At 45.2% G+C, this 21,498-nt stretch carries 22 protein-coding genes; 14 read left to right on the top strand and 8 right to left on the bottom strand.

Annotation, left to right across the window (positions count from 1 at the left end):
• Window positions 1-29 precede the first annotated feature (29 nt).
• A complete protein-coding gene (locus HQM11_15660; protein MBF0352467.1) occupies window positions 30-719 on the bottom strand; it encodes a J domain-containing protein in 690 nt (229 codons plus the stop codon).
• A 32-nt stretch (window positions 720-751) separates the two neighbouring features.
• On the opposite strand from HQM11_15660, the gene HQM11_15655 reads away from it, so the two are divergent.
• A complete protein-coding gene (locus HQM11_15655; GenBank protein MBF0352466.1) occupies window positions 752-1,357 on the top strand; it encodes a ribonuclease H-like domain-containing protein in 606 nt (201 codons plus the stop codon).
• A gap of 4 nt (window positions 1,358-1,361) precedes the next feature.
• On the opposite strand, the gene HQM11_15650 is transcribed toward HQM11_15655, so the two are convergent.
• A complete protein-coding gene (locus HQM11_15650; GenBank protein MBF0352465.1) occupies window positions 1,362-2,411 on the bottom strand; it encodes a hypothetical protein in 1,050 nt (349 codons plus the stop codon).
• Between the two features lie 18 nt (window positions 2,412-2,429).
• Window positions 2,430-2,870 (bottom strand): hypothetical protein, encoded by a 441-nt coding sequence (locus tag HQM11_15645; protein MBF0352464.1) that lies wholly within the window; start codon window positions 2,868-2,870, stop codon window positions 2,430-2,432.
• 208 nt (window positions 2,871-3,078) lie between these two features.
• On the opposite strand from HQM11_15645, the gene HQM11_15640 reads away from it, so the two are divergent.
• From HQM11_15640 to HQM11_15630, 3 genes are read left to right on the top strand one after another with little or no spacing between them, the layout of a single operon-like run.
• Window positions 3,079-3,531 carry an Hsp20 family protein gene (locus tag HQM11_15640; GenBank protein ID MBF0352463.1) on the top strand — a complete coding sequence of 151 codons (453 nt, stop codon included), beginning with the start codon at window positions 3,079-3,081 and terminating at the stop codon, window positions 3,529-3,531.
• 18 nt (window positions 3,532-3,549) lie between these two features.
• A complete protein-coding gene (locus HQM11_15635) occupies window positions 3,550-3,723 on the top strand; it encodes a hypothetical protein (GenBank protein ID MBF0352462.1) in 174 nt (57 codons plus the stop codon).
• 9 nt (window positions 3,724-3,732) lie between these two features.
• On the top strand, window positions 3,733-5,064 hold the full coding sequence (locus HQM11_15630) for an MFS transporter (protein MBF0352461.1): 1,332 nt from the start codon (window positions 3,733-3,735) through the stop codon (window positions 5,062-5,064).
• Here the strand turns inward: HQM11_15630 and HQM11_15625 are convergent.
• The gene (locus HQM11_15625; GenBank protein MBF0352460.1) at window positions 5,061-5,381 is read right to left on the bottom strand and encodes a hypothetical protein; all 321 of its coding nucleotides are present in this window, start codon (window positions 5,379-5,381) and stop codon (window positions 5,061-5,063) included. The two genes, HQM11_15630 and HQM11_15625, sit on opposite strands and share 4 nt — an antisense overlap.
• Window positions 5,382-5,410: 29 nt before the next feature.
• Between HQM11_15625 and HQM11_15620 the strand changes: the two genes are divergently transcribed.
• The 10 genes from HQM11_15620 (at window position 5,411) to HQM11_15575 (ending at window position 15,030) form a co-directional block, all read left to right on the top strand.
• On the top strand, window positions 5,411-5,854 hold the full coding sequence (locus HQM11_15620) for a hypothetical protein (GenBank protein ID MBF0352459.1): 444 nt from the start codon (window positions 5,411-5,413) through the stop codon (window positions 5,852-5,854).
• Window positions 5,855-6,374: 520 nt separating this feature from the next.
• On the top strand, window positions 6,375-7,313 hold the full coding sequence (trxB, locus tag HQM11_15615) for a thioredoxin-disulfide reductase (GenBank protein MBF0352458.1): 939 nt from the start codon (window positions 6,375-6,377) through the stop codon (window positions 7,311-7,313).
• 252 nt (window positions 7,314-7,565) lie between these two features.
• Entirely contained in the window at window positions 7,566-8,000 is a 435-nt protein-coding gene (locus tag HQM11_15610; GenBank protein ID MBF0352457.1) for a cold shock domain-containing protein, read from the top strand.
• Between the two features lie 21 nt (window positions 8,001-8,021).
• On the top strand, window positions 8,022-9,236 hold the full coding sequence (locus HQM11_15605; GenBank protein ID MBF0352456.1) for an argininosuccinate synthase: 1,215 nt from the start codon (window positions 8,022-8,024) through the stop codon (window positions 9,234-9,236).
• A complete protein-coding gene (locus HQM11_15600) occupies window positions 9,236-9,985 on the top strand; it encodes a hypothetical protein (GenBank protein MBF0352455.1) in 750 nt (249 codons plus the stop codon). Before HQM11_15605 ends, HQM11_15600 begins: the two co-directional genes overlap by 1 nt.
• 241 nt (window positions 9,986-10,226) lie before the next feature.
• Window positions 10,227-10,910: a Bax inhibitor-1/YccA family protein gene (locus tag HQM11_15595; GenBank protein ID MBF0352454.1), complete on the top strand. Its 684-nt coding sequence runs from the start codon at window positions 10,227-10,229 to the stop codon at window positions 10,908-10,910.
• 21 nt (window positions 10,911-10,931) lie between these two features.
• Window positions 10,932-12,983 carry a PBP1A family penicillin-binding protein gene (locus tag HQM11_15590; protein MBF0352453.1) on the top strand — a complete coding sequence of 684 codons (2,052 nt, stop codon included), beginning with the start codon at window positions 10,932-10,934 and terminating at the stop codon, window positions 12,981-12,983.
• A gap of 142 nt (window positions 12,984-13,125) precedes the next feature.
• Window positions 13,126-13,884, top strand: a complete 759-nt coding sequence (locus tag HQM11_15585) for a triose-phosphate isomerase (protein ID MBF0352452.1) — start codon at window positions 13,126-13,128, stop codon at window positions 13,882-13,884.
• Window positions 13,885-13,987: 103 nt separating this feature from the next.
• On the top strand, window positions 13,988-14,509 hold the full coding sequence (gene secG / locus HQM11_15580; protein MBF0352451.1) for a preprotein translocase subunit SecG: 522 nt from the start codon (window positions 13,988-13,990) through the stop codon (window positions 14,507-14,509).
• Window positions 14,506-15,030, top strand: coding sequence for a histidine phosphatase family protein (locus HQM11_15575; GenBank protein MBF0352450.1), 525 nt, complete (start codon window positions 14,506-14,508; stop codon window positions 15,028-15,030). The genes secG and HQM11_15575 overlap by 4 nt, the downstream gene beginning before the upstream one ends.
• A 4-nt stretch (window positions 15,031-15,034) precedes the next feature.
• On the opposite strand, the gene mgtE is transcribed toward HQM11_15575, so the two are convergent.
• The 4 genes from mgtE to priA form a co-directional block, all read right to left on the bottom strand.
• Complete coding sequence (gene mgtE, locus HQM11_15570) at window positions 15,035-16,399, bottom strand: magnesium transporter (protein ID MBF0352449.1); 1,365 nt, start codon at window positions 16,397-16,399, stop codon at window positions 15,035-15,037.
• 119 nt (window positions 16,400-16,518) lie between these two features.
• The gene (nhaA, locus tag HQM11_15565) at window positions 16,519-17,718 is read right to left on the bottom strand and encodes a Na+/H+ antiporter NhaA (protein ID MBF0352448.1); all 1,200 of its coding nucleotides are present in this window, start codon (window positions 17,716-17,718) and stop codon (window positions 16,519-16,521) included.
• A gap of 318 nt (window positions 17,719-18,036) precedes the next feature.
• On the bottom strand, window positions 18,037-18,927 hold the full coding sequence (gene folD, locus HQM11_15560) for a bifunctional methylenetetrahydrofolate dehydrogenase/methenyltetrahydrofolate cyclohydrolase FolD (protein ID MBF0352447.1): 891 nt from the start codon (window positions 18,925-18,927) through the stop codon (window positions 18,037-18,039).
• A gap of 102 nt (window positions 18,928-19,029) precedes the next feature.
• A complete protein-coding gene (gene priA, locus HQM11_15555) occupies window positions 19,030-21,459 on the bottom strand; it encodes a primosomal protein N' (protein MBF0352446.1) in 2,430 nt (809 codons plus the stop codon).
• Window positions 21,460-21,498 lie beyond the last annotated feature (39 nt).

Genomic DNA, 21,498 nt, shown 5'->3' with positions numbered 1-21,498 from the left:
AGGATAAAATCAATGCTCCCGGGGAGCGGTCACTTTTTATGCTTTCGTTTCAGTTCGTTCAATTCCCGCTCAATTTCGCTGTTCTGAAATCCCTGAGAACGGTTGTTCTGTTGCCCCTGATAAGTCTGTTTCATGCGTTGAAGTTCTTCTTCAATGTCCTGAAACATCGAATGGCCGGTTGTTTCCCGTTTTGTGGAGGAGGACGCGTTCTCCCTGGGAGAGCCATCGTCATTCCATGCATCGACAAACATCTGAAAAAAATGTTTTGCCCAGTTGACCAGGAGGTCAAGCGGATCTTTCAAGGTCAAACCAAATTTTTTGAGAAGCTCTTCAACATCCTCCAGAATATCTTCCAGCGACTCCTCTTCCTCTGGAGTGAATTGAGCCGGTCCCGTTTTCCGGAATGAGGTTCCACCTGATTTGTCCCAAGAATGACTTGTATTTGTATATGTTTTTTGTTGTGTTGTTTTTGTTTTCTGACCGTAAACCACCTGCCATTTGGAATCATATTCCTTTCTGGATCGGGGATCACTCAGGACTTCATACGCCTGTGTGAGCAGAACAAAATGCTTTTGCCGTCGTCGCATCTCATTCTGATCATGCCCCTGATACAAATCAGGATGATATTTTTTTGCTTCACGTCGAAATGCTTTACGAATTTCATCTGCTGATACATCGTGTGTAATTTGCAGAAGTTTATAATAATCTGTCAGTTGCATATTCCGTCTTTAACCTTTGATTGTATAAAACTATGAAACGTATTCTATATTTTGATCTGGAAAGTAAGTATTCCGCGGATGAAGTCGGCGGATGGAACAACATCATGGACATGGGCATGTCTGTTGGCATCGTCTGGGATTCTCTGGATTCACAGTTTCATGTGTATCTTGATAACCAGGTCCAGGATCTCATTGATCATTTCAAAAAAGTGGAACTGATTGTAGGCTTCAACCATATTGGTTTTGATTACAGAGTTGTCGCAGGAGCCCGTCACGCCAACCAACAGGAACGAAATCAACTCTATGCGGAACTGATGGCACTTCCCAATCTGGATATGCTCACAGAAATCAGTAAAATTCTGGGGCACCGTCTCAAACTGGATGCCATTGCCCGACCAACCCTTGGTACTGGAAAATCCGCTGACGGACTACAGGCCCTTCAGTGGTATAAAGAAGGGAAACTCGATAAAATCATTGAATATTGCAAAATTGATGTGGAGGTCACACGCGATGTTTATCAGTATGCTCTCAAACATCAGGAATTGCTGTATGACTCTCGCAGTGGTGTCAAATCTGTAAAAGTTGAATGGAACAAGGAAACCCCGAAAAAAGAAGTTCAGCAAATGTCCCTGTTCTGACAACTCATCCCGCCACAATGCAGATCACTGAAGCACCATCTGGAATCAGTGCCAGAGGGCGCTGTTCCTTGACAAGCGTTTGCCTGATCATGGCCATTCCTCTCATCGTGCCGGCTTCATTTCTGATCTGACTGACACTGGTCACCAACCCGGCTTCCTCATTCCCCGCATACAACACATGCCCTGCCTGAAGTGACATGGTGCCCTCCCATGAAATGGGCACCAACAAACGGTTTGGATGACCACGATAATGCATTCTGGCATGTGGTTCCTGCCCCAGATAACACCCTTTGTTGTAAGAGACATGATCGGCTAAACCGGCTTCCTGAGGAAAATGCTCCTGGTTGTAATCAACACCAGCCCGAGGGATGCCCTGATAAATACGAATTTGTTCAAGAGCTTCCAGTCCGGCCAATCCGATATCATGGTGGGCCGCCAGCACAGTTTTCAGAAAACGCACATAATCTTCCGCCGGCACAAGGCACACAAGCCGGGGAAGAGTTCCCCACTGTTCACGGCCTGTCAATACCTGAATGCCCTGAAATTCCCAGATTCCGTGGTCATCGTGGTAATTTTGAGTTGATAACCACTGAAAAACCAGGGGACCGATCAAATCACATCGCAGCCAGTGAGGCGTCATCAAGGACATTTCAAGATCCTCCCGGATCAGAAAATGATAGAGATGGTTTCCCACCAGTTTTGCCTCTTCCGGATCACAAACAAGAATATAATCCTCCTGAGCCATCTGCAACACATCCAGATGATATAGAATCTTGCCTTTGTTATTGCACAGAAGTTGATGTTGCAAGCCGCCCGGACTGAGTTGTTTCAGATCATTGGTCACCATGCCCTGCAAAAAAGTCATGGCATCCGGTCCCTGAACCCGGATCAACTCAAAAGCCCTCAGATCGATCAACGCCGACTTTTCCAGGATTCTGCGGATCTCCAGATCAGGGCTGTCGGCATACTGCAAAGGCAACAGCATGGAACCCACTTCAATCAACCGGGCACCATGTTCCTGATGTAACGCGTCTATCTCTGGATAAGCCTCCATAACCCCTGAATGCAATAATTATTTGATATATTTTTCGATGATCCCAGCCACCTTGGGCAAGGCTGTATTGACCTGAGTTTCAGCCGTAGATCTTAGTTTTTCATAGCCGGCTTTCAGCGTTTTATGATGGGTTCGGGCCGCACGCTGGTCAGTCACAGATAACAACGCGTTGGTCACTTCATTGGCTTTGTTTTGGATGAAGGCCGTAAAACTTTGTTCCTGAGTCTGTTTGAACTTTTCATAAAAAGGATTCAAGGCCTGAATAAACTCCGGTAGCAAGTTATTCAAGGCCTCAGGGACCAGATTTGCATTCACGCTGTTGGCCAGTTTATACACGGTTTTGATGGCCATCCCACCCAAGCCTTTTTTAGCTTCCACTTCCGCGTCAATCAATTTGACAAAGTCTTGCACCAGACTGGCTTTTTTTTCAGCGGCCAGTAACAAATCCACCAGATTCATAACACTCCTAATTGTCATTATCAGAAAAATGGTAACCTGTTACCCACACTCTTCGTGAACCGCAAGATGAAAGTCTGTCGGGAATAAAAGCAGAAGGTTCATAAAACTTGCCCTGTGGCTATTGAGATTCTTGTTTGATTCTGTTAGCTTAACGTCCATTCGTTGACCAGAGCACATCATTTATCCATAATTTTCACAGGCAAGAGGTATGTCATCAGACGATTCCAGAGAGCTAAAACTCTTTCAACTGTTGGAACGGAAAAAAAATCTGGATGCCAGACTGGCACGCTATCACATGCAAACGCCGGAGGACGCACCTGACATTGAAGTGGATTCTGTTGCCGTCTTTGATATGTATATGATTGATTCATTTCTTTATCTGGATCTTGAAATCCCCGGAGTTCATGAAGACGATATCGAAATCATCCTGAATCATCCTGAACTGTTGATCACCGGACATTTTCCTGACGCTGTTGCCGTGGAAAACTGTGTTTACCTTCAGCAAAAAAGAAAACGGGGAAAATTCAGCTATAAGTTCATTATTCCCAATCACTTGGCTATCCATGAACATGAATCTCAAATGGCTCATGGTATTTTTCACCTGAAAATGCGATTGTCCGAAAAATCACAGCAGAAACAATTGCCATCGCTTGAACAATAATCCTAACCGTAAGGAAAAATGCCGCGAATCCTAAGAAATTACCTCATCAGTTTTTTGATCATCGGGATAGTCCTGTTTGTCATAAATCTGGTGGATGAGCACATGAAGGAACAATATGAGCAAGAATTGCGGAACAGTGCCGTGACTGAACAGGATAGCACGTCTGCTGATCAACCCGCCACCAATCCCTGACTGAGTCCTATGCCACAAAAAAAATCTGATGACCGCCCCGTCACCAAAAAAGAAATCCTTGGCTGGGCCATGTATGACTTTGCCAATTCCAGTTATACCACTGTGGTCATCACAGTGATCTACTCCTCGTTTTTTATCAAATACATTGTGCCGCCCGAAACATCGGCGAAAGATTCCTACTGGTCTCTGGCCATCATTATTCCAACCCTCATCACAATCTTCCTGGCTCCATTTGTCGGCGTACTTTGTGATTACAGCGGCAGAAAAAAAATATATCTGGGGATTTCCACGCTACTTTGTTCTTTTTCAACCATGGCCTTGATGCTTGTCCCTCCGGGGGCGGTCTGGTGGGGAATTCTATTTTTGACACTGAGCAACGTCGGTTTCATGATCAGCGAGAATTTTTGTGCGAGCTTTCTCACAGATTTGTCGAACACAAACAATATGGCCATGATTTCCGGTGTGGGATGGGGAATCGGCTACATGGGTGGGCTGGCCAGTCTGTTACTCGTAATGGCGGTCATCACGGTCACACCAGAGCAGAATCTTGCATTATACATTCAGCAAAACCAGTGGGCCATGGGGGTCATGGGGATTTTTTTCCTGATAGCGTCCCTACCGACCTTTATCCTGGTTAAGGAACGTTCCAGTGCGGCTCCAGGCTTTGAAAAACGTGACCTTAAAAAATTATTCAATTCCGGATGGCATAAAATCAAATTATCCTGGAGCCTGGTTCAGCAGAATCAGACCCTGTTTGCCTTTCTTCTGGCATTCACCGTCTACATGGCCGGTGTGGATGCTGTCATCAAATTTGTGGGAATTTATGCCCGGATTGAGCTGGAATTTTCCACTGCGGATTTAACCACCATGTTTTTGATTCTTCAATTCAGCGCAATGGGGGGTGCCTTGGGGTTTGGCATGCTGGAACGATGGCTGGGGCCGAAATGGACAGTGGTTGGAACCTTGTTTCTGTGGATGGCTGGTGTTCTGGGTATATTCTTTCTGAAGCCGCTGTCAGCATCATTGAATATTCAGCCCAAACAACTTTTTTTCTTCATCTCACTGATTGCCGGGATGGGAATCGGGGCCACTCAAAGTTCCAGCAGAGCGGTGGTCGGCTTGCTCACACCACCCGATCAAGTATCGCTCATGTTTGGATTTTGGGGAATGTTTGGCAAACTGGCCACCATTCTGGGAATGTTTTTTGGATTCACCTCAGACCTGCTGGATTCCCGCAGAATGGCACTTTTACTGGTTCTGCTGTTTTTTGTAGTGGGGGCCGCCATGCTCATTCGGATTCCCATTGATCAGAGCATTGCGGAAAAACGCGCTCATGCCTAAGCAAAAAAATTGATTCGGATTTTTCTTTTTTTAGTGGGGGCTTCCGATGTTTTTTCTGGCAATTTTCCCAAGGCTTTGCGTGTCACTTTTTTAAATGCCGGAGAACGGTATTCTATTTCATTAAAAAAAGGGCCAACACCCTGATCACGGGTTTCAGAAGCTGAAAGCTGATAACGGGGAACAATCTCTTGAAATGCCGATGCCTGAACGGCAGACACCGCCGTAACAACATCCCGGCCTTCTCCATAACGTGGATAAAAATTGGTGTTGCCCTGAAGTTGCCAATGAAAAATTTTTGTGTTTTGTTTTTTTTTCATCTCATCCCCTGTCCTGGAGATTATTCTTGATGAGCCGCCTGTGGAAATTCGCTGGTTGTCTTCTGCTATGCTATTCGTGTCTGTCCTCGGCCAGAGCCGCCTGTGTGATCACGGAGCAGGCCATGTTGTATGCAGGCCCCGGAACTGAATATGACAAGACCTCCTGGAGCCTCTCACGATTCACACCTCTAAGGGTATTTAATACATGGAACGACTGGTATCAAGTGAAAGATATTGATGGTGACTCCCACTGGATCCACAGTAAAAATATTTCCACCCAGGTTTATTGTTTTTCCCTTAAACAAGATAACACCCCCTTGTATGATGGCCCCGGAGATTATTATTCTCAGCAACGCACAGGGAAAAAATATGAAAGTTTCTATTTTGGAAAACGTCAGGGAGATTGGACTCAAGGAACAGATGGGTCCGACAATGCTGTATGGGTGAAATCCGACCTTGTCTGGGTACAGTGACTGAACAGAATTCCCTGCATTATTAAACGCCCTTTACGTTTGTCTGGCTTTTGTCTTGAAAAAATAACCGTTCTAAAGAAACTTTTCTCCACTTTCATGGATTGGCGGATTTTCCTCAAACAATAATCCTGCCGGGGAGTTGATCCGGAAAGTGGCACCTTTCAAAATCAGTCAAAAGTACTTAACAGTTTGCCTGTGTCAAACCGACAGAGCGAGGTACGAGCGACGAGGGATCTTAAAGCATGGCGAACCGGATCTCTGCTTCATCGAGATGACAAACTGTCAATCGGGATTTGAAAGGTGCCCGGTAAGGTGAGACAAATCATGCGATTCACCGCATCGTCTCATCACGGATACAATCACGGTCAAAACCTCAGAATTTCAGGCTTACCCGGTGTGGTTCGGTATCACACAAACCGGAATTCAGAGCGTTTGGCGTGTTCCAGAAAAAAATGGATCTTTGAACTGACAGCAAGTTTGTTATTTCATGGATCTCAATAAAACCACTCAAGGAGTTTTTATGAGTCAGAATCATCATAAGGTACTTATTTTAGGCTCCGGCCCTGCCGGTCTCACGGCTGCGATTTATGCGGCAAGATCCAACCTGTCACCTGCTGTTGTTTCCGGACAGGAACCCGGCGGACAATTAACCACCACCACAGAAGTTGAGAACTTTCCAGGCTTCCCTCAGGGAATCAAAGGACCGGAATTAATGGATCTGTTCAAAGCCCAGGCTGAAAGGTTCAATACTGCCTTTTATCATGGTGCCGTCCTGGAAACAGATCTGTCCAAACGTCCCTTCACACTCAAAATGGATGAACAAACCCTGACTTGCGACGCACTGATTGTAGCCACCGGCGCTTCAGCCCGTTGGCTGGGAATTGAATCAGAACAGACGTATAAAAACAGAGGTGTTTCCGCATGCGCCACCTGTGACGGATTCTTTTTTCGCGGACAGCATGTCGCGGTTGTCGGTGGCGGAGATACAGCGCTTGAAGAAGCACTTTATCTGGCCAATCTGTGCGGCTCTGTAAATTTGATCCATCGCCGTGATCAATTGAGGGGGAGTAAAATCATGCAGCAACGAGTTCTCAAAAGTGACAAAATCAAGGTCCACTGGAATTCCGTGGTTGAAGAGGTCATTGGCGATGACATGAAGGGCATGACGAGTTTGAAAATAAAAAACATACAGAATGGTGAAATCACGGAACATCCGTTCACGGGTCTGTTTGTCGCGATTGGGCATACGCCTAACACTGCTGTATTCAAGGGCCAGCTTGCCTTGAATGAAAATGGCTATATCCAGGTCAAGCCGGGTACAACATGGACTTCTGTTGAAGGTGTTTTTGCGTGCGGTGATGTTCAGGATCATGTTTACCGCCAGGCAATCTCTGCCGCAGGGACAGGGTGCATGGCCGCGATTGACGCTGAGCGCTGGCTGGCTGAACAAGAAGTCTGATTTATTATGTTGAAGAAATTAGCATTCCAGGACCAGCATCAACATTTCGAGGTTTTAACTGATTAACAATGCCAGTCAGGGATTGGATTCCGGATCAAGCCAGGAAGGACTTAGCAGTATTTCAACTCCTGATTCGCATCCACAGAAGAAATGTTTCTGACACAAACTGTTCATTGTCTTCTCAATAGTATCAGAACCTGATGCTGCCTGCTGGACTGGAGGCCTTCCCTATTTATAAGAAAGGACAATATGATGCTTAAAATTATTGCAGGATCCAATATCGCACTCTGGGCTGTATTGACAGGACTGGGACTGTTTTATATTGAAAATCTGTTGACACTCATTGTCAGCTTAACAACGGTTACCCTGCTTTGCGGAACGATCACTGCGGTACTCCTCTGGAAAATCAGACAAACATCCGATGCTCAACGTTATCAGGGAACTGTGAAATGGTTCAATCCTACCAAAGGTTTCGGGTTCATTGAACGAGATCAGGGCGAAGATTTATTTGTCCACCAGACAGAAATCATGCAGGAAGGTTTTCGTTCCCTGAATAAAAGCGACCGGGTCGAGTTTGAAATTGGTATGGGTGAAAAAGGCCCCGTCGCAAAAAATGTAGCAAGAATCACCCCTGTCGGACAAAATGTAGCAACTTCCACTATTCAATCTGTTTCACAGGCACTTTAAACCTTTTTAATGAGTCTCTTTATGGCAAACGAAAAACTGGTGCTGGCATACTCCGGTGGTCTGGACACCTCTGTGCTGGTTCATTGGCTTACCGCCCGCGGATATGATGTCATTGCGCTGTGTCTGGATCTGGGGCAAAAAGTTGAAAATCTGGATGAAATCCGTCAAAAAGGCCTCAAGGCCGGAGCAACCAAGGTGATCATTCAAAATGTTCAGGAAGAATTCGTCAAGGACTATGTATTTCCCGCCATTCAGTGGAATGCCTTGTATGAAGGAACCTACCTGCTCGGCACCTCACTGGCTCGCCCGTTGATCGCCAAAAAGCAGATTGAAACCGCTATTGCCGAAAAGGCCTCATGCGTTGGCCATGGTGCCACCGGCAAAGGCAATGATCAGGTCCGGTTTGAACTCACTTATTATGCGTTGAAACCTGACATCAAAGTGGTAGCACCCTGGAAAATGCCCGAATTTTTTCAGGTATATCCCGGGCGTAAGGAATTGATTGAGTATGCCCAGCAACATGGCATTCCTGTCAAAGCCACCAAATCCAAACCATGGAGTTCTGATGAAAACATGATGCATATCAGTTTTGAATCAGGAATGCTGGAAGATCCATGGCAGGAACCTCTGGAAGAAATGTTTGAACTCACCACGTCGCCCCAGCAGGCTCCGGACCAGACTGAGGAACTTACCATTGACTTTGAGAAGGGACTCCCTGTTTCCGTCAACGGCAAAACATTGTCCCCAGCCAGCCTTCTTGAGGAACTGAACCGGATTGGTGGAAAACATGGCATCGGCAGGGTCGATATGGTCGAATCACGGTTTGTCGGCATGAAATCGCGCGGGGTTTACGAAACACCGGGTGGAACCATCCTGCATATCGCTCATCGAGCCGTGGAATCCCTCACCATGGACCGAGATGTGATCAATCTTCGAGATTCCCTGATGCCTCGTTTTGCCAAACTGGTTTATAATGGATTCTGGTTCACTCCTGAAATGGAAGTTCTGGATGCCATGATTCATAAAACCCAGGAATATGTCACCGGCACTGCCAGACTGAAATTGTATAAAGGCAATTGCATGGTCACCGGGCGTAAATCGCCTTACAGTCTGTATGATGAAAACATTGCTACCATGGAAGCCGATCAGGGCACTTATGATCCAAGAGACGCCAATGGATTCATCAAGCTGAATGCCCTGCCCCTTAAAATTCACCACCGCATCCGAAACCGGTAATGAACTTCCTTCGTATTCTGCTACCCGGCATTGCCTTTAGTCTTATGGGTGTTGCCGGATGGCTGGTATTCCATTATTTCCAGACCTCATCCCAGCTTGAAATCCGGTGGGAAGCCCAGGTCACATCAGCGCCTGACGTTCATAAAACTGTTGAGGAATCCATACCCCAAATCAGCATTTCCGCCAACATCAATACCATGGCCACAGAAGACAAGTTTGCCCGCTTGAGCAATGGCAGGCAGGTGCTGCATGATTTTTCAAAAAAATTCTCAGATTATCAGGAAATATGGAATGGGAAAAGCATCCCGCTGATCATTCAGGATTTATCTGAAAAATTTTTGAAACAGAATCGAATCGAAATTCGTGTACTCAACATCAAAACCCTGTCCTTCCCATCCCTCAAACATACTTTTCCCGAATGGCTAACCAGCCAGAGTGAGGAGAACATACGAGACCTGGCTTATCTGACAGGTTTCATGGTTATTGAGCATTTTTACGAATGGCCGCTGACCCTCATTGCGTCACGCATCATCAATGACATCCAGGGAATTGACTTTAATTTACCGGTACGATCTGGCAACAAAGACCTTCAACCACAACGCTCAGACAATGGAGAATTGATCATCAATCAGCCTCTGGTGCTTGCGGAATACACGCCTGCCCAGCAATTTTTTTATCGCAGGGGTCCACTTTTTTCTAACAGGGTGGTCTTGTTTTTCCGTGAATATCTGGCATTTCAAAGAATATAACCGCTTTTATCCTTAAAAAAATGTGATATGATCGGTCATCAACAATAAGGAGTATAGAAAGATATAAGTCACATCCTTTTTATCTATAATGCAGATGGGAGGTGAACTTTCTTGAAAAATGTGCGACTTATACTTTCAAGAACCCTTAGTCCTGATCTCATAGTGATAAAGGACATATCAAAAATGTTTCTGCAGGAGCTATTCTTCGCAGGCATTTAATAACCTAAAATGGAGTCATGTTATGTTTAATTCCCAACAAACAGCAATGTATCAGATACAATCGGTTGCCCAGGCATCGGTTGGTGAACGTATTGACTTTCTCAAGAAAGTTTACAGTTTACTGGCGGCGTCTCTTGGAACAGCGACCATCGGAGCTTTTTTAGGCACAGGTCCCATGTTGCCTGTTGTTGCTCCCAACATGTTCCTGTTTTTTATTCTGGAAATCGCGTTGATTTTCTTTGCGTCCTACGCCCAGAACAAACCGGGATTGAATATTGTGGCACTTTTCAGCTTCACAACTGTTTCCGGATTAACTCTGGGCCCGGTTCTTTATCGCTATAGTGGGACCACCGTCGTGGTTGAGGCGCTGGCCTTGACGGCTGTCACATTTGCGGGCTTGTCCGTGTATGTCATTACTTCCAAAAAAGATTTCAGTTTTATGTCCGGTTTTCTGTTCACCGGATTGATGATTGTGCTCGTTGGCAGTTTGCTGAACATGTTCTTTTTCCACAGTCCTGTAATGCATTTCGTGACATCAGGTGTCTGTGTGTTTCTGTTCAGTGGATATATCCTCTATGATACATCCAACATCATCCGAAATTATGGCACCGACCAGTATATCATGGCGGTTCTGGCCCTGTATCTCGATATCCTGAACCTGTTTATGGCGTTATTGAGTATCCTGGGATTGAGTCGAAATGACTAAGACTCAGCCAGACCTGTTTTCATGAAGTTCCGAATCTGGCTCATCATTGCTTTGAGCATCCCTGTTCTGAGCATGGTGAGCATCGGATGGTATGCCCTCTACTGGTACCCCCGAATTATCCATAATTTTGAAAAAGCCGTTGCCAATATTCAAAAAAATACGATCATCTATGATCGGTATGGCAAACCATTCTATTCGCTCCGTGGTGAACAAAACCGCCTGATTATTTCTCAAAACGCTATCAATCGTTATCTTAAAATCAGTGTTCTTGCCGCTGAAGATGCCCGGTTTCTACAGCACAGGGGAGTCAATGCGTTCCGAATTCTGGCCGCAACATGGATCAATCTCCGTGAAGGTCAATATCTTCAGGGAGCCAGCACCATCACCCAGCAACTCTCAAAAATCACACTTCTGAATTTTGAACGATCGCTGACCCGAAAATTCAAGGAACTCTTCATTGCTCTAGCTCTGGAAATTCGCTTCAGTAAATCAGAAATTCTGGAGTATTATCTCAATGCCATTTATCTGGGGCATGGCAATTACGGTGTTGAACAGGCATCGCTGGCTTACTTCCAAAAACACGCCGCGGAATTGACACTGGGAGAAGCGGCACTGTTGGCAGGTATCATTAAAAAACCGGAAACGTATCTTCAGTTTCCCGAATCCATGGCGATCACAAAATCCATCAATTTACATGACTTAACCGAAGCAACCAGGCGCCAGTCTCATATTTTAAAACAACTTCTGGAACTTGAATGGATCACCCCTGAAGAATACCAGCGGACACTCCAGGAAACTGTTATCATCCACACCCCCAAATCGCCCAAATTCACGGGTTCCTATTTTGTGCAACAGGTTCTGAATCTGGTCAAACGAGAACACAAACTGCCCAAAGTGTCAGGAGGTGGATACCAAATTTACACCACCATTGATCCTGCGCTTCAAAAACAGGCAGAAGCCGTCTTTGAGCAAACGTTCAAACAGTCAAAAAATGATTTCAAGCAGGGGGCGCTTGTCAGTCTTGAACCTCATACGGGTTATGTCAGGGCCCTGGTAGGTGGCAAGGATTTTGAGGAATCAGAATTCAATCGGGCCACACAAGCCAAGCGCCAGCCCGGTTCTTCATTCAAACCATTTGTTTTTGCGACCGCGCTGGAACAGGGGTTTACGCCCAACTCCACATTTTCCGATGAACCGCTTTCTTATGAATGGGAGCAGGAGGATGGAACGATTTCCGTTTATGAACCACGGAATTATGACCGTGTCTATGGCTCGGAACGTTCCATGCTGAATCAGTCTGGCGAAGTGTATTACGCAGACCAGATCACCTTGTCCAAAGCTCTTGAAAAATCGATCAACAGCATTGCTGTTCAGCTTCTATATTCCATTGGCACAGGCCCCGTGCTTAAAAAGCTGAACAAAATGAATTTCCCTGTTCATCAACATCAGGTTGGATTGTGCCTTGCTCTCGGTTGCTCAGAAACCACTTTGCTTGACATTTCATCTGGCTACTCTGTGTTTGCCAATCAGGGCCAATACCTCCCTCCAGTTTTTATCACCCGTATTGAACAGGATGACAAAGAAGTCCTCTATCAATATCAACCACCTCAGCCAATTCCGGTGTTTTCCGCATGGACAGCACACCAGATGAAACAAATTATGAAACGTGTGATTTTGTATGGAACAGGCAAAAACGCGGACTGGCCCAACAACAAAAACTTCATTGCGGGAAAAACAGGAACAACCAGTGAGCAACGCGATGCCTGGTTTATAGGTTTTTCCAACCAGCTTGTCACCGGCGTCTGGATTGGTAACGATGATAACCAGCCGATGTCTGATGAAAGCGGAAGCCGGTCTCCCGCTGAAATCTGGATGCGCTTCATGAAATTTGCGCTGACCCGCATTGATAATCAATCGCTATGGCCTGAAACACCGCATCGCACTTATCCGACATGTACGGTTTCCGGTGATCTTGCACGTAAAAACTGCCCGGATGTGGTTGACTATGATTACCCTGTCAACAGTCCTCCAGTTCGCTCGTGCGGAATCCATTCAGGCGTCGTTCTTCATTGAGAAATATGGGGATTATAAACTTGCCTATCCCTGATTGAATCATTATAAGACCCATTTTGTTCAGGGTAGCAAATTGCGCATGCCCTTCACGTTTCTGAAACCTCTTTTAGTTGTTCCTGCCCATTTTCTTAGGAGTGCCACTATGAAAAAAAAATTTATCGTTGGAAACTGGAAAATGAATGGTTCCATTGCCCTCGTCACAGAAATGGTCAATGCCATCCGTGAAAACACCAAAGTTGAGCAAGGCGTTTGTCAAGCGGCGATCTGCCCTCCCTTCACATTGCTGGGCATTGCGCAAGACGCAGTCAAAGGCACTCAAATCGGCCTTGGAGCCCAAAACGTTTATACCGAATTATCTGGAGCCTACACTGGTGAAATTTCAGTGGAACTTTTGAAAGAATGTCACAGCACCTATTGCATTATCGGGCATTCAGAACGCCGAAGCTATTTCAATGAAAGTGACAGTTTTATTCATGACAAGCTCACGGTGCTACTCAAGCACGGCATCAAACCTATCCTGTGTGTAGGTGAGAGCCTGGAACAACGGGAAAGTGGCAAACATGAAACCACGGTCATTGCCCAAATTCAGGAAGATCTCAAAGGAATCTCTCCCGAAATGATGGCCCAATGTGTGGTCGCCTATGAACCCATCTGGGCCATTGGTACAGGAAAAACCGCAACACCGGAACAAGCCAATGATATGCACAAACTCATTCGCAAAGAACTCAAATCTCTGAGCAATGAAACAATTGCTTCCAAAATGCTCATCCTCTATGGCGGAAGCGTGAACGCGGCCAACGCCCAAACGCTTCTGAGTCAGTCTGATATCGATGGCGCATTAGTCGGTGGTGCCAGCTTAAAACCGGTTGATTTTTGCAAAATCATTCAGGCAGGATCATAATTAATTCAAGAATTGTAAGTTTTCAGTTCTTAAAACTTACAATTGCTTTAACTTACGACTATCGAGTATTTAATTATTTTTCAACCAAGTATCTGGATTTAGTATGTTCACTTTATTGCTCATTATTCATGTTATCGTGTGTCTTGTTTTGATCTTCTTTGTTTTGATCCAGTCAGGACGGGGAGCTGATCTTGGTGCGGCATTCGGAAGCATGGGCCAGGCCACCTATGCTCGGGGACACATGTCGGGAGTGGGAATGATCACCACTGGAACGGCTACTATTTTTATGCTGACCTCTCTTGGCTTGGCATATCTGTCGTCTGAGCAGTCAACCAAATCCGTGGTCAAGGATATTCCCGCAGTACAGCAACAGGTTCAGCCATCTCCTGCCGAAATGGATAAAACCGCTACTTCTCCTGAATTGGTACCTGAAGAAGAAAAGCAAATGGAGCAAATGGATGCGCCAATGATGGAACAACAGGATGCCCCGGCTATAGCCCCCAAGGCTGAATCTCCCGCATCCAGTGATGAACTCCCCGTAGAAACACAAGCTACGGACTCCATGAATGATGATTCAACTCAGAAGGTTGCGCCGTTGAACCAACAGCCTCAAGCAGGACAATGAAAACGCTGTATGTCCTGCGACACGCAAAGTCTTCCTGGGAGGATCCCTCTCTGGAAGACAAATTGCGTCCGCTCTCCCGACGCGGTATCAAATCTGTTCCTCACATAGCCAATGCCCTTGTAGCTTCCAGAAAAATACCGGAACTTGTCATATCATCACCTGCGGAACGGGCATTGCAGACAACAGCCCTACTCAAAAGTGCTTTGGCCGGGTATTATGAAACTTTTGTTCAAAAAGTGGATGACAGAATTTATGACACCACACCCGAAAGCCTCCTGGAGGTCCTTCATGATACCCCTGATTCCTTCGAAACAGCATTGATTGTTGGTCATAATCCGGAACTGGAGCGGTTTGTGGAATTATTGTGTTTTGGAACAGACACAGGCCATTTGCTCCTGCCAACTGCGGCTTTGGCAATTCTTACTATGGAATCCGCCCAATGGTCCGCAATCCAACCGGCATCAGCCATTCTTGAAGCCCTTCTGCCCATAAAACTTTTAAAGCGTTTAGCCAAAGATTGATGATTTATTTCAACAGATAAATCGCAAACTGCGTCGCAACCCCCAAATGAATCAAAATTCCGAGAACATCATTCGTTGTCGTGATAAATGGTCCAGTGGCCAATGCCGGATCAATATTTAAACGTTTCATCAGCATGGGAATAGAGGCCCCCAGAGTTGACGCAACACAGACAATCATCATCAATGTCCCCGCATTGACCAACCCGAGTTTGACGTTCCCGGTCAGGTAAAATGCCATTCCTGCCAACAGTGCGGAACAAACCAGGCCATTCACTACCGCCACCCGGATTTCTTTCCATAATCTGGAAAAGAGATCTGATGGATGAATTTCTCCAGTCGCCAATCCACGGACAACAATGGATGAAGATTGAATACCAATGTTTCCTCCCAGAGCCGCAATCAACGGTAAGAAATACACAACCTGTGGCAAAACCGACACGGTATTGGCAAAAAAACTCATCACCATCGCTGAAATGAATCCACCACCAACGCTCATCAGCAACCACGGTAATCTGTCACGGACTGTTCGAAACACGGAGTTTTCCAGTACTTCTTCACTGCCTGTTCCAATGACATGCGCCATATCCTCCTGATGTTCTTCATAAATAACATCCACCAGGTCATCAATGGTGATTCGTCCCACGAGTCGCAAATGTTTGTCAATCACTGGCACCACCACTAAATTATATTCCTGAGCAACCCTGACGACCTCTTCCTGATCAAGATCTTCATCGACAGCCACTATGTTGGGATCCATCAGTTCACTGACCAACAGATTCCGCTCTGCAAGCAACAATTGTGTGACACCAATCATGCCAATCAAATGCTCATACTCATCAACCACATACACATTATAAAACGTTTCAAAATCATTTTCCTGAATATACTGCCGAATGCTCTGGATCGCCTGATCCACAGTCTGCTCCTTATGGACCGAAATCACATAAGGATTCATGATGCCACCGGCGCTTTCCTCATTATACTGGAGCAACGTGGTGATTTCCTCACGATCCGCTACCGGCAGATTTTGTAGCACCTCTTCCGCTTTGGCATCGTCCAGAATAGACATAAAATCCGCGGCGTCATCCCCGGGCATTTCCTCAATGAAGCTACTCAACTGTTCCGCATTGATGTGCGCTACCAGATCCTGAAGAATGGGAGAATGATCCTGAAACTGGGATAAGACTTCTGAAGCTTTATCTTTGGGTAGCAACTCCAGTACGTCAAACTGATACTGTGCTTTCAACTGTAGAATCGCGCTGACGATCTCATGCGTCGACAGATCTTTCAACAAATCCCGGAGAAGCTCTTTTTTATCGGCTTTCAGGAGTTTTTTAATAAATTTGTGGTACTTGAAGTCATTATTCATGAGATTCCTCAATATTACGCAAATCCATCCACTCGAAGGTCAGGTCAAGGTAGTGAAAACCATCCCACTGAGAAAAAAGATGAACTGCTTTTCAAACACTAACTTTAGTCTGATACAGATCAGGTTGTTGAGCCTTTAGCCTTTGCTGGTAAACTCATAGAAAGAATTGTATAGCCTACAACTCCTGAAACGACAGACCCCAAGATGATTCCCAACCGTTCATCAAATAATAAATCGACACCGGTTTCTTCAAATGCTAACGAACCCACAAATAAGCTCATCGTAAAACCAATCCCACAAAGTGCGGCAGTTCCAAATAAATTTGTCCAGGTCATTTCTTTGGGTAACTGCGTTACTTTGATTTTTATTAACAACCAACAAAGTCCAAAGATACCTATTATTTTCCCGAAAAATAGACCGAGGGCAATACCAATGGGCACAGTGTGCAAGATATCTTCAAATCCGATACCGATAAAACTAATGCCCGCATTTGCAAAGGCAAAGACTGGAAGAACGAAAAATGCCACGACAGAATGTAAATCATGTTCCAGACTTTTTAGAGGTGAAATGTCGGGATCGTTTTTTGATCGAATCGGAATAAACATTGCTAAAACAACACCTGCTAACGTTGCGTGTACGCCTGATTTTAATGTTGCAGCCCACATGATGATGCCCATCAAGATATAGGGGCTTTTTGAAATGACATTCTTTTTGTTCAAAATAGCCAATATTGGCAAACAGCACGCGGCGATTATCAAAGCAGTGAATGATATTTTGGAAGTGTAAAAAAAAGCGATTATTAATATCGCGCCAATATCATCAAATATGGCTAAAGAAGTGAGGAATATTTTAAGAGACGTCGGCACCCGTGAACCAATCAACGCTAAAACACCCAGTGCAAACGCAATATCCGTTGCGGCTGGTATTGCCCACCCCCTTAACGCAACAGGGTCATTCCCATTGAAATAGATATATATCAATGCTGGAACTAGCATTCCTCCGATTGCACCTACTCCAGGTAAGATAATATTTCGTATATCTGAGAGCTCTCCTTCAAGAAGTTCTCGTTTTAATTCAAGTCCAACCAGAAAAAAGAAAACAGCCATTAGGCCATCATTAATCCAAAGTATCAGTGGTTTTGCGATCTCCAAATCACCCACTCGAACTTCAACTGGAGTTGAGAGCAATAGATTGTAATAGGATGCGAAACCCGTATTGGCACATACCATTGCCAGCAACATTGACACAATCAGGAGAATACCGCTTGCAGCCTCCATTTTAAAAAAATTTGCAATAAAAGAATTCTGATTATTGTTCATACCATCTCCTTATCATTAAAATTTTACTGGACGATCCGTAAAATGTGGGGTTACGAACTTTATCAATATTCCGAATTTTTTTAATCCCGAATTCATGTAATTTGGGACGCCATAAGGAACATTCAAAAAATAACAGGGAAAACTTTCTGGTTACGAGCTTCCCGTTCGTAACCGTTCCATGAACCACCTCCGGTGGGTGCGAAGCAGAGCTTCGCCTGGTGGAAAACGTGCCCCACGGGACGTAGGGTACGAGCAAACTTTTACAACTTATTCTTTTGCCATTCCTAAGCAATTGGAATTGGCCCAACGACCCGTGTACTAAAGATCAAACGCAGGTAAACCACTCTGCCAACGTGCCGCATTGATGGTGTTGTACATCAGCATGGCAATCGTCATCGGCCCAACGCCTCCAGGCACGGGAGTGATTGCGCTCACTTTGGGGAAAACAGCATCATACAGAACATCGCCACATAACCGACTGCCTTTGGGTAGATCGGGTTCAATCACGCGATTCATCCCCACATCAATCACGACCGCCCCCTCTCCGACCATCTCAGGGGTGACAAACTCGGGTTGACCAATAGCGGCAATCAGGATATCCGCCTGTTTTGTCAGTTCTGCCAGATTTTTAGTTCTTGAATGACAGACAGTTACGGTAGCATCACATCCTTTTTGAGAGAGCAGATTGGACAAAGGGCGCCCTACCAGATTGCTCCGACCAATAATGACCGCATGTTTGCCGGAAACATTGACCTGACTGCGTTTGAGCAGTTGATAGACACCAAGCGGTGTGCAGGAAATGAATTTGGGTTTACCCATGGCAAGATAGCCAGCATTCAATGGATGCAAACCATCCACATCCTTAGCCGGATGTATTGTCAAAATCACGTTTTCGTCATTCAATGGTTTGGGTAGAGGAAACTGACATAAAATTCCATGCACATTGGGATTCTTGTTCAACGAATGAATCAATGCTTCCAGATCCATCTGGGAAGTTGTTCCCGGCAAACGGTGTTCCAATGACACAATTCCCAGTTCTTCACAGGCCTGTTTTTTATTACGAACATAAATCGCTGATGCCGGGTCATCGCCCACCAAAACCACAGCCAGACATGGTGCCAGCCCCTCCTCTTTCAAACGTGTGACTTCCTGTTTCAATTCACTGCGGATTTGGGCACCAATTTCTTTTCCTGAAATAATTTGTGGCATGGAATTCCTGAGAAAAAAGTTAATTAAATCTTTGGAGAGAATGTGGAAGACAGGCTTTGTTATGAGTTGGGCAGTCATAAATTGCAAGCTTATCGCCCCGGCTTACAACAAGTTATAGGGATCAATATCAATAGACATTCGATCATTATTTTTAAGGGGAAAAGGCTGACTCAATGCCTGATCCAATACCTTATGTAATATTTTTGTATGAGACGCCTTGAGTACAAGCACCCATCGGTACCTGTTTTTTATTTTCTTGATCGGAGCCTCCGACGGTCCCATCGTCTGACAGATTGAGAGTTGAAGCCTCTCGATTCGCCGTGTAAATTCCCTGGCCAAGGCTTCGGCCTGTAATTCATGAGTACTGCTGAATGTCAGACAAGCCATGTGCATCAATGGCGGCCAATTCAATTTTGTTCTATAATTGAATTCTGTCTGGAGAAATCCATCGAAATCATGATTTTTAGCAAATTGCAGGCTGTGATGGTGCAAACTGTAGGTTTGAATGATCACTTCTCCCGGCTTATTGGCTCGGCCAGATCTGCCGGCCACCTGAGTCAGCAATTGAAACGTTCGTTCACTGGCCCTGAAGTCCGGAATATTCAGCGAAATATCAGCCCAGACAACCCCGACCAGAGTGATTTGCGGAAAATCGTGGCCTTTGGCAATCAATTGCGTGCCAATAATAATATCCACCTCATGATCCTGAATTTGCCTCAGCTTCTCTGACAACGCATGTTTTCCATGAAGAGTGTCCCGGTCCAGTCGCAATACACGTGCCTGCGGAAACATTTTATGGATTTCTGTTTCGACCTGTTCTGTGCCAATCCCCAGCACTTTCAAGGTTCCATGAGCACCACAGACACATTGGGAAGGAAAGGGTTCCTGATAATCGCACTGATGACATTTTAGCTGATTCAACATTTGATGATAAACCAGACTGATGCTGCAATTTCTGCAGACCATGACATTTTCGCAAATCTGGCATTTGACAATATTGGCATACCCCCTGCGATTCAAAAACAGAATGCTCTGCTCCTGACGAAGCAGTCTGGAACGCAGGGCTTCGACCAGTTTTACTGTAAAAAAATAACTTCCTTTCTGCCGGGGCGTGCTCTTCAGATCAAGCAAGGTCACTTCAGGAAGCATCGCATTCTGAATACGGGAGGTGAGCACCACCTTTTTATACTTCTGATTCATTACATTATAACACGACTCCAACGAAGGTGTCGCAGACCCCAATATCACAGTGGCTCCAGATTTATAACCTCTGAAAATCGCCAGATCCCTTGCATTGTAACGGGGTGATTCTTCCTGTTTGTAGGAACTGTCATGCTCTTCATCCACAATCACCAGGCCGATATTTTCCAGTGGTGCAAACACAGCGCTGCGCGCGCCAATCACGATGGGACTCTTTTGCTGTTGGATCTTACTCCATTCATCAAACCGCTCACCATCATCCATACCACTGTGCAGTAAGCCGATTTCCTGCCCGAATCTTGATCTGAAACGATTCACCAATTGAGGTGTCAAAGCGATCTCAGGCACCAGAATCAGGCTTGATTTTCCCAGTGACAGATTATGTTGTACTGCATGCATGTACACTTCTGTTTTTCCACTGCCTGTTACTCCCTGTAATAAAAAAGTCTGATAACAGCCCTGATCCATTGCGGACCTGATTTGAGAAAATACTTGCTGTTGTTCGTTCGACAAACTCTTGAAATCCTCTTTTCCATCAGCAGGTGATGCCGCCATAAAATTACGAAATACCCGTTTTTCAGTGATTTCGACCAAACCCTCTTCACTCAGTTTCTTTAGAACAGGCAGCGGATCTTTGACCTGATCTTTCAATTCAGCCACACTCAATTCATTGTGGCTCTGCAACAGTTCAAGAATCGCTTGTTTTTTTGTTGATCTCAAAGCTCCCGGATTTGACAGCACGGGTCCCCGTAAACGAACATATTTCTGCTTTTTTTCAGATATTTTATGTCCAATCCGCGCAAATTCACGGTGAATTTTCTTGTCCGCAACCAATTGTCCAAGAATTTTTTCTTCTTTTTTCTCTGGGAAATGCTGTTGCCATTCTTTGAGGGACCAGGAAGGCCTGGCTTCAATAAAATCATAGATGGCGATTGGTATGTTTGAAAATTCAGCCAGATCAACAATTCGTGTGAAAATCACATCAAACTTGAGATTCAATCCACCTGGAACAGCACTGTTTAAAATTTCGCCAAAACCACAGTAATAATATTCAGCAGCCCATTGACATAAATCCAGAAACGCGTCCCCAAACAAGGGAAAATCGTCCATCAAGGCTTGAACTGCCCTGAGTTTTTCATGAAATTGCGAAGTTTCTTTCAGTTGAACCACCACACCACTTTTGGTCTGACCAGCAAAGGGAACCACAACCCTGATACCTTTTGCTGGCATCCCTAAAGATTCGGGCCAGATATAATCGAAACAACGTTTTAATGGAACATTTAAGGCAACTTCAACAATCATGGGGACAGGTGTAATTATTGCATTGATCATTTGTCCTATAGACGTAATCAGTGCTATTTAATTTATTAA

The sequence above is a fragment of the SAR324 cluster bacterium genome (assembly GCA_015232315.1).
Classification (GTDB): domain Bacteria; phylum SAR324; class SAR324; order SAR324; family NAC60-12; genus JADFZZ01.
Note: the sequence above shows the minus strand (reverse complement) of the source record. Positions and strands in the feature narration are given on the sequence as shown.

Excerpts from the sequence above, each read along its gene's own strand:
- HQM11_15595 (MBF0352454.1), top strand. The coding sequence starts at position 10,227 with ATGTTTAATTCCCAACAAACAGCAATGTATCAGATACAATCGGTTGCC.
- HQM11_15620 (MBF0352459.1), top strand. The coding sequence starts at position 5,411 with ATGAGCCGCCTGTGGAAATTCGCTGGTTGTCTTCTGCTATGCTATTCG.
- trxB (MBF0352458.1), top strand. The coding sequence starts at position 6,375 with ATGAGTCAGAATCATCATAAGGTACTTATTTTAGGCTCCGGCCCTGCC.
- folD (MBF0352447.1), bottom strand. The coding sequence starts at position 18,927 with ATGCCACAAATTATTTCAGGAAAAGAAATTGGTGCCCAAATCCGCAGT.
- HQM11_15585 (MBF0352452.1), top strand. The coding sequence starts at position 13,126 with ATGAAAAAAAAATTTATCGTTGGAAACTGGAAAATGAATGGTTCCATT.
- HQM11_15660 (MBF0352467.1), bottom strand. The coding sequence starts at position 719 with ATGCAACTGACAGATTATTATAAACTTCTGCAAATTACACACGATGTA.
- HQM11_15650 (MBF0352465.1), bottom strand. The coding sequence starts at position 2,411 with ATGGAGGCTTATCCAGAGATAGACGCGTTACATCAGGAACATGGTGCC.
- HQM11_15575 (MBF0352450.1), top strand. The coding sequence starts at position 14,506 with ATGAAAACGCTGTATGTCCTGCGACACGCAAAGTCTTCCTGGGAGGAT.
- mgtE (MBF0352449.1), bottom strand. The coding sequence starts at position 16,399 with ATGAATAATGACTTCAAGTACCACAAATTTATTAAAAAACTCCTGAAA.
- HQM11_15655 (MBF0352466.1), top strand. The coding sequence starts at position 752 with ATGAAACGTATTCTATATTTTGATCTGGAAAGTAAGTATTCCGCGGAT.
- HQM11_15605 (MBF0352456.1), top strand. The coding sequence starts at position 8,022 with ATGGCAAACGAAAAACTGGTGCTGGCATACTCCGGTGGTCTGGACACC.
- HQM11_15630 (MBF0352461.1), top strand. The coding sequence starts at position 3,733 with ATGCCACAAAAAAAATCTGATGACCGCCCCGTCACCAAAAAAGAAATC.
- secG (MBF0352451.1), top strand. The coding sequence starts at position 13,988 with ATGTTCACTTTATTGCTCATTATTCATGTTATCGTGTGTCTTGTTTTG.
- HQM11_15625 (MBF0352460.1), bottom strand. The coding sequence starts at position 5,381 with ATGAAAAAAAAACAAAACACAAAAATTTTTCATTGGCAACTTCAGGGC.
- HQM11_15640 (MBF0352463.1), top strand. The coding sequence starts at position 3,079 with ATGTCATCAGACGATTCCAGAGAGCTAAAACTCTTTCAACTGTTGGAA.
- HQM11_15600 (MBF0352455.1), top strand. The coding sequence starts at position 9,236 with ATGAACTTCCTTCGTATTCTGCTACCCGGCATTGCCTTTAGTCTTATG.
- HQM11_15590 (MBF0352453.1), top strand. The coding sequence starts at position 10,932 with ATGAAGTTCCGAATCTGGCTCATCATTGCTTTGAGCATCCCTGTTCTG.
- priA (MBF0352446.1), bottom strand. The coding sequence starts at position 21,459 with ATGATCAATGCAATAATTACACCTGTCCCCATGATTGTTGAAGTTGCC.
- nhaA (MBF0352448.1), bottom strand. The coding sequence starts at position 17,718 with ATGAACAATAATCAGAATTCTTTTATTGCAAATTTTTTTAAAATGGAG.
- HQM11_15645 (MBF0352464.1), bottom strand. The coding sequence starts at position 2,870 with ATGAATCTGGTGGATTTGTTACTGGCCGCTGAAAAAAAAGCCAGTCTG.
- HQM11_15610 (MBF0352457.1), top strand. The coding sequence starts at position 7,566 with ATGCTTAAAATTATTGCAGGATCCAATATCGCACTCTGGGCTGTATTG.
- HQM11_15635 (MBF0352462.1), top strand. The coding sequence starts at position 3,550 with ATGCCGCGAATCCTAAGAAATTACCTCATCAGTTTTTTGATCATCGGG.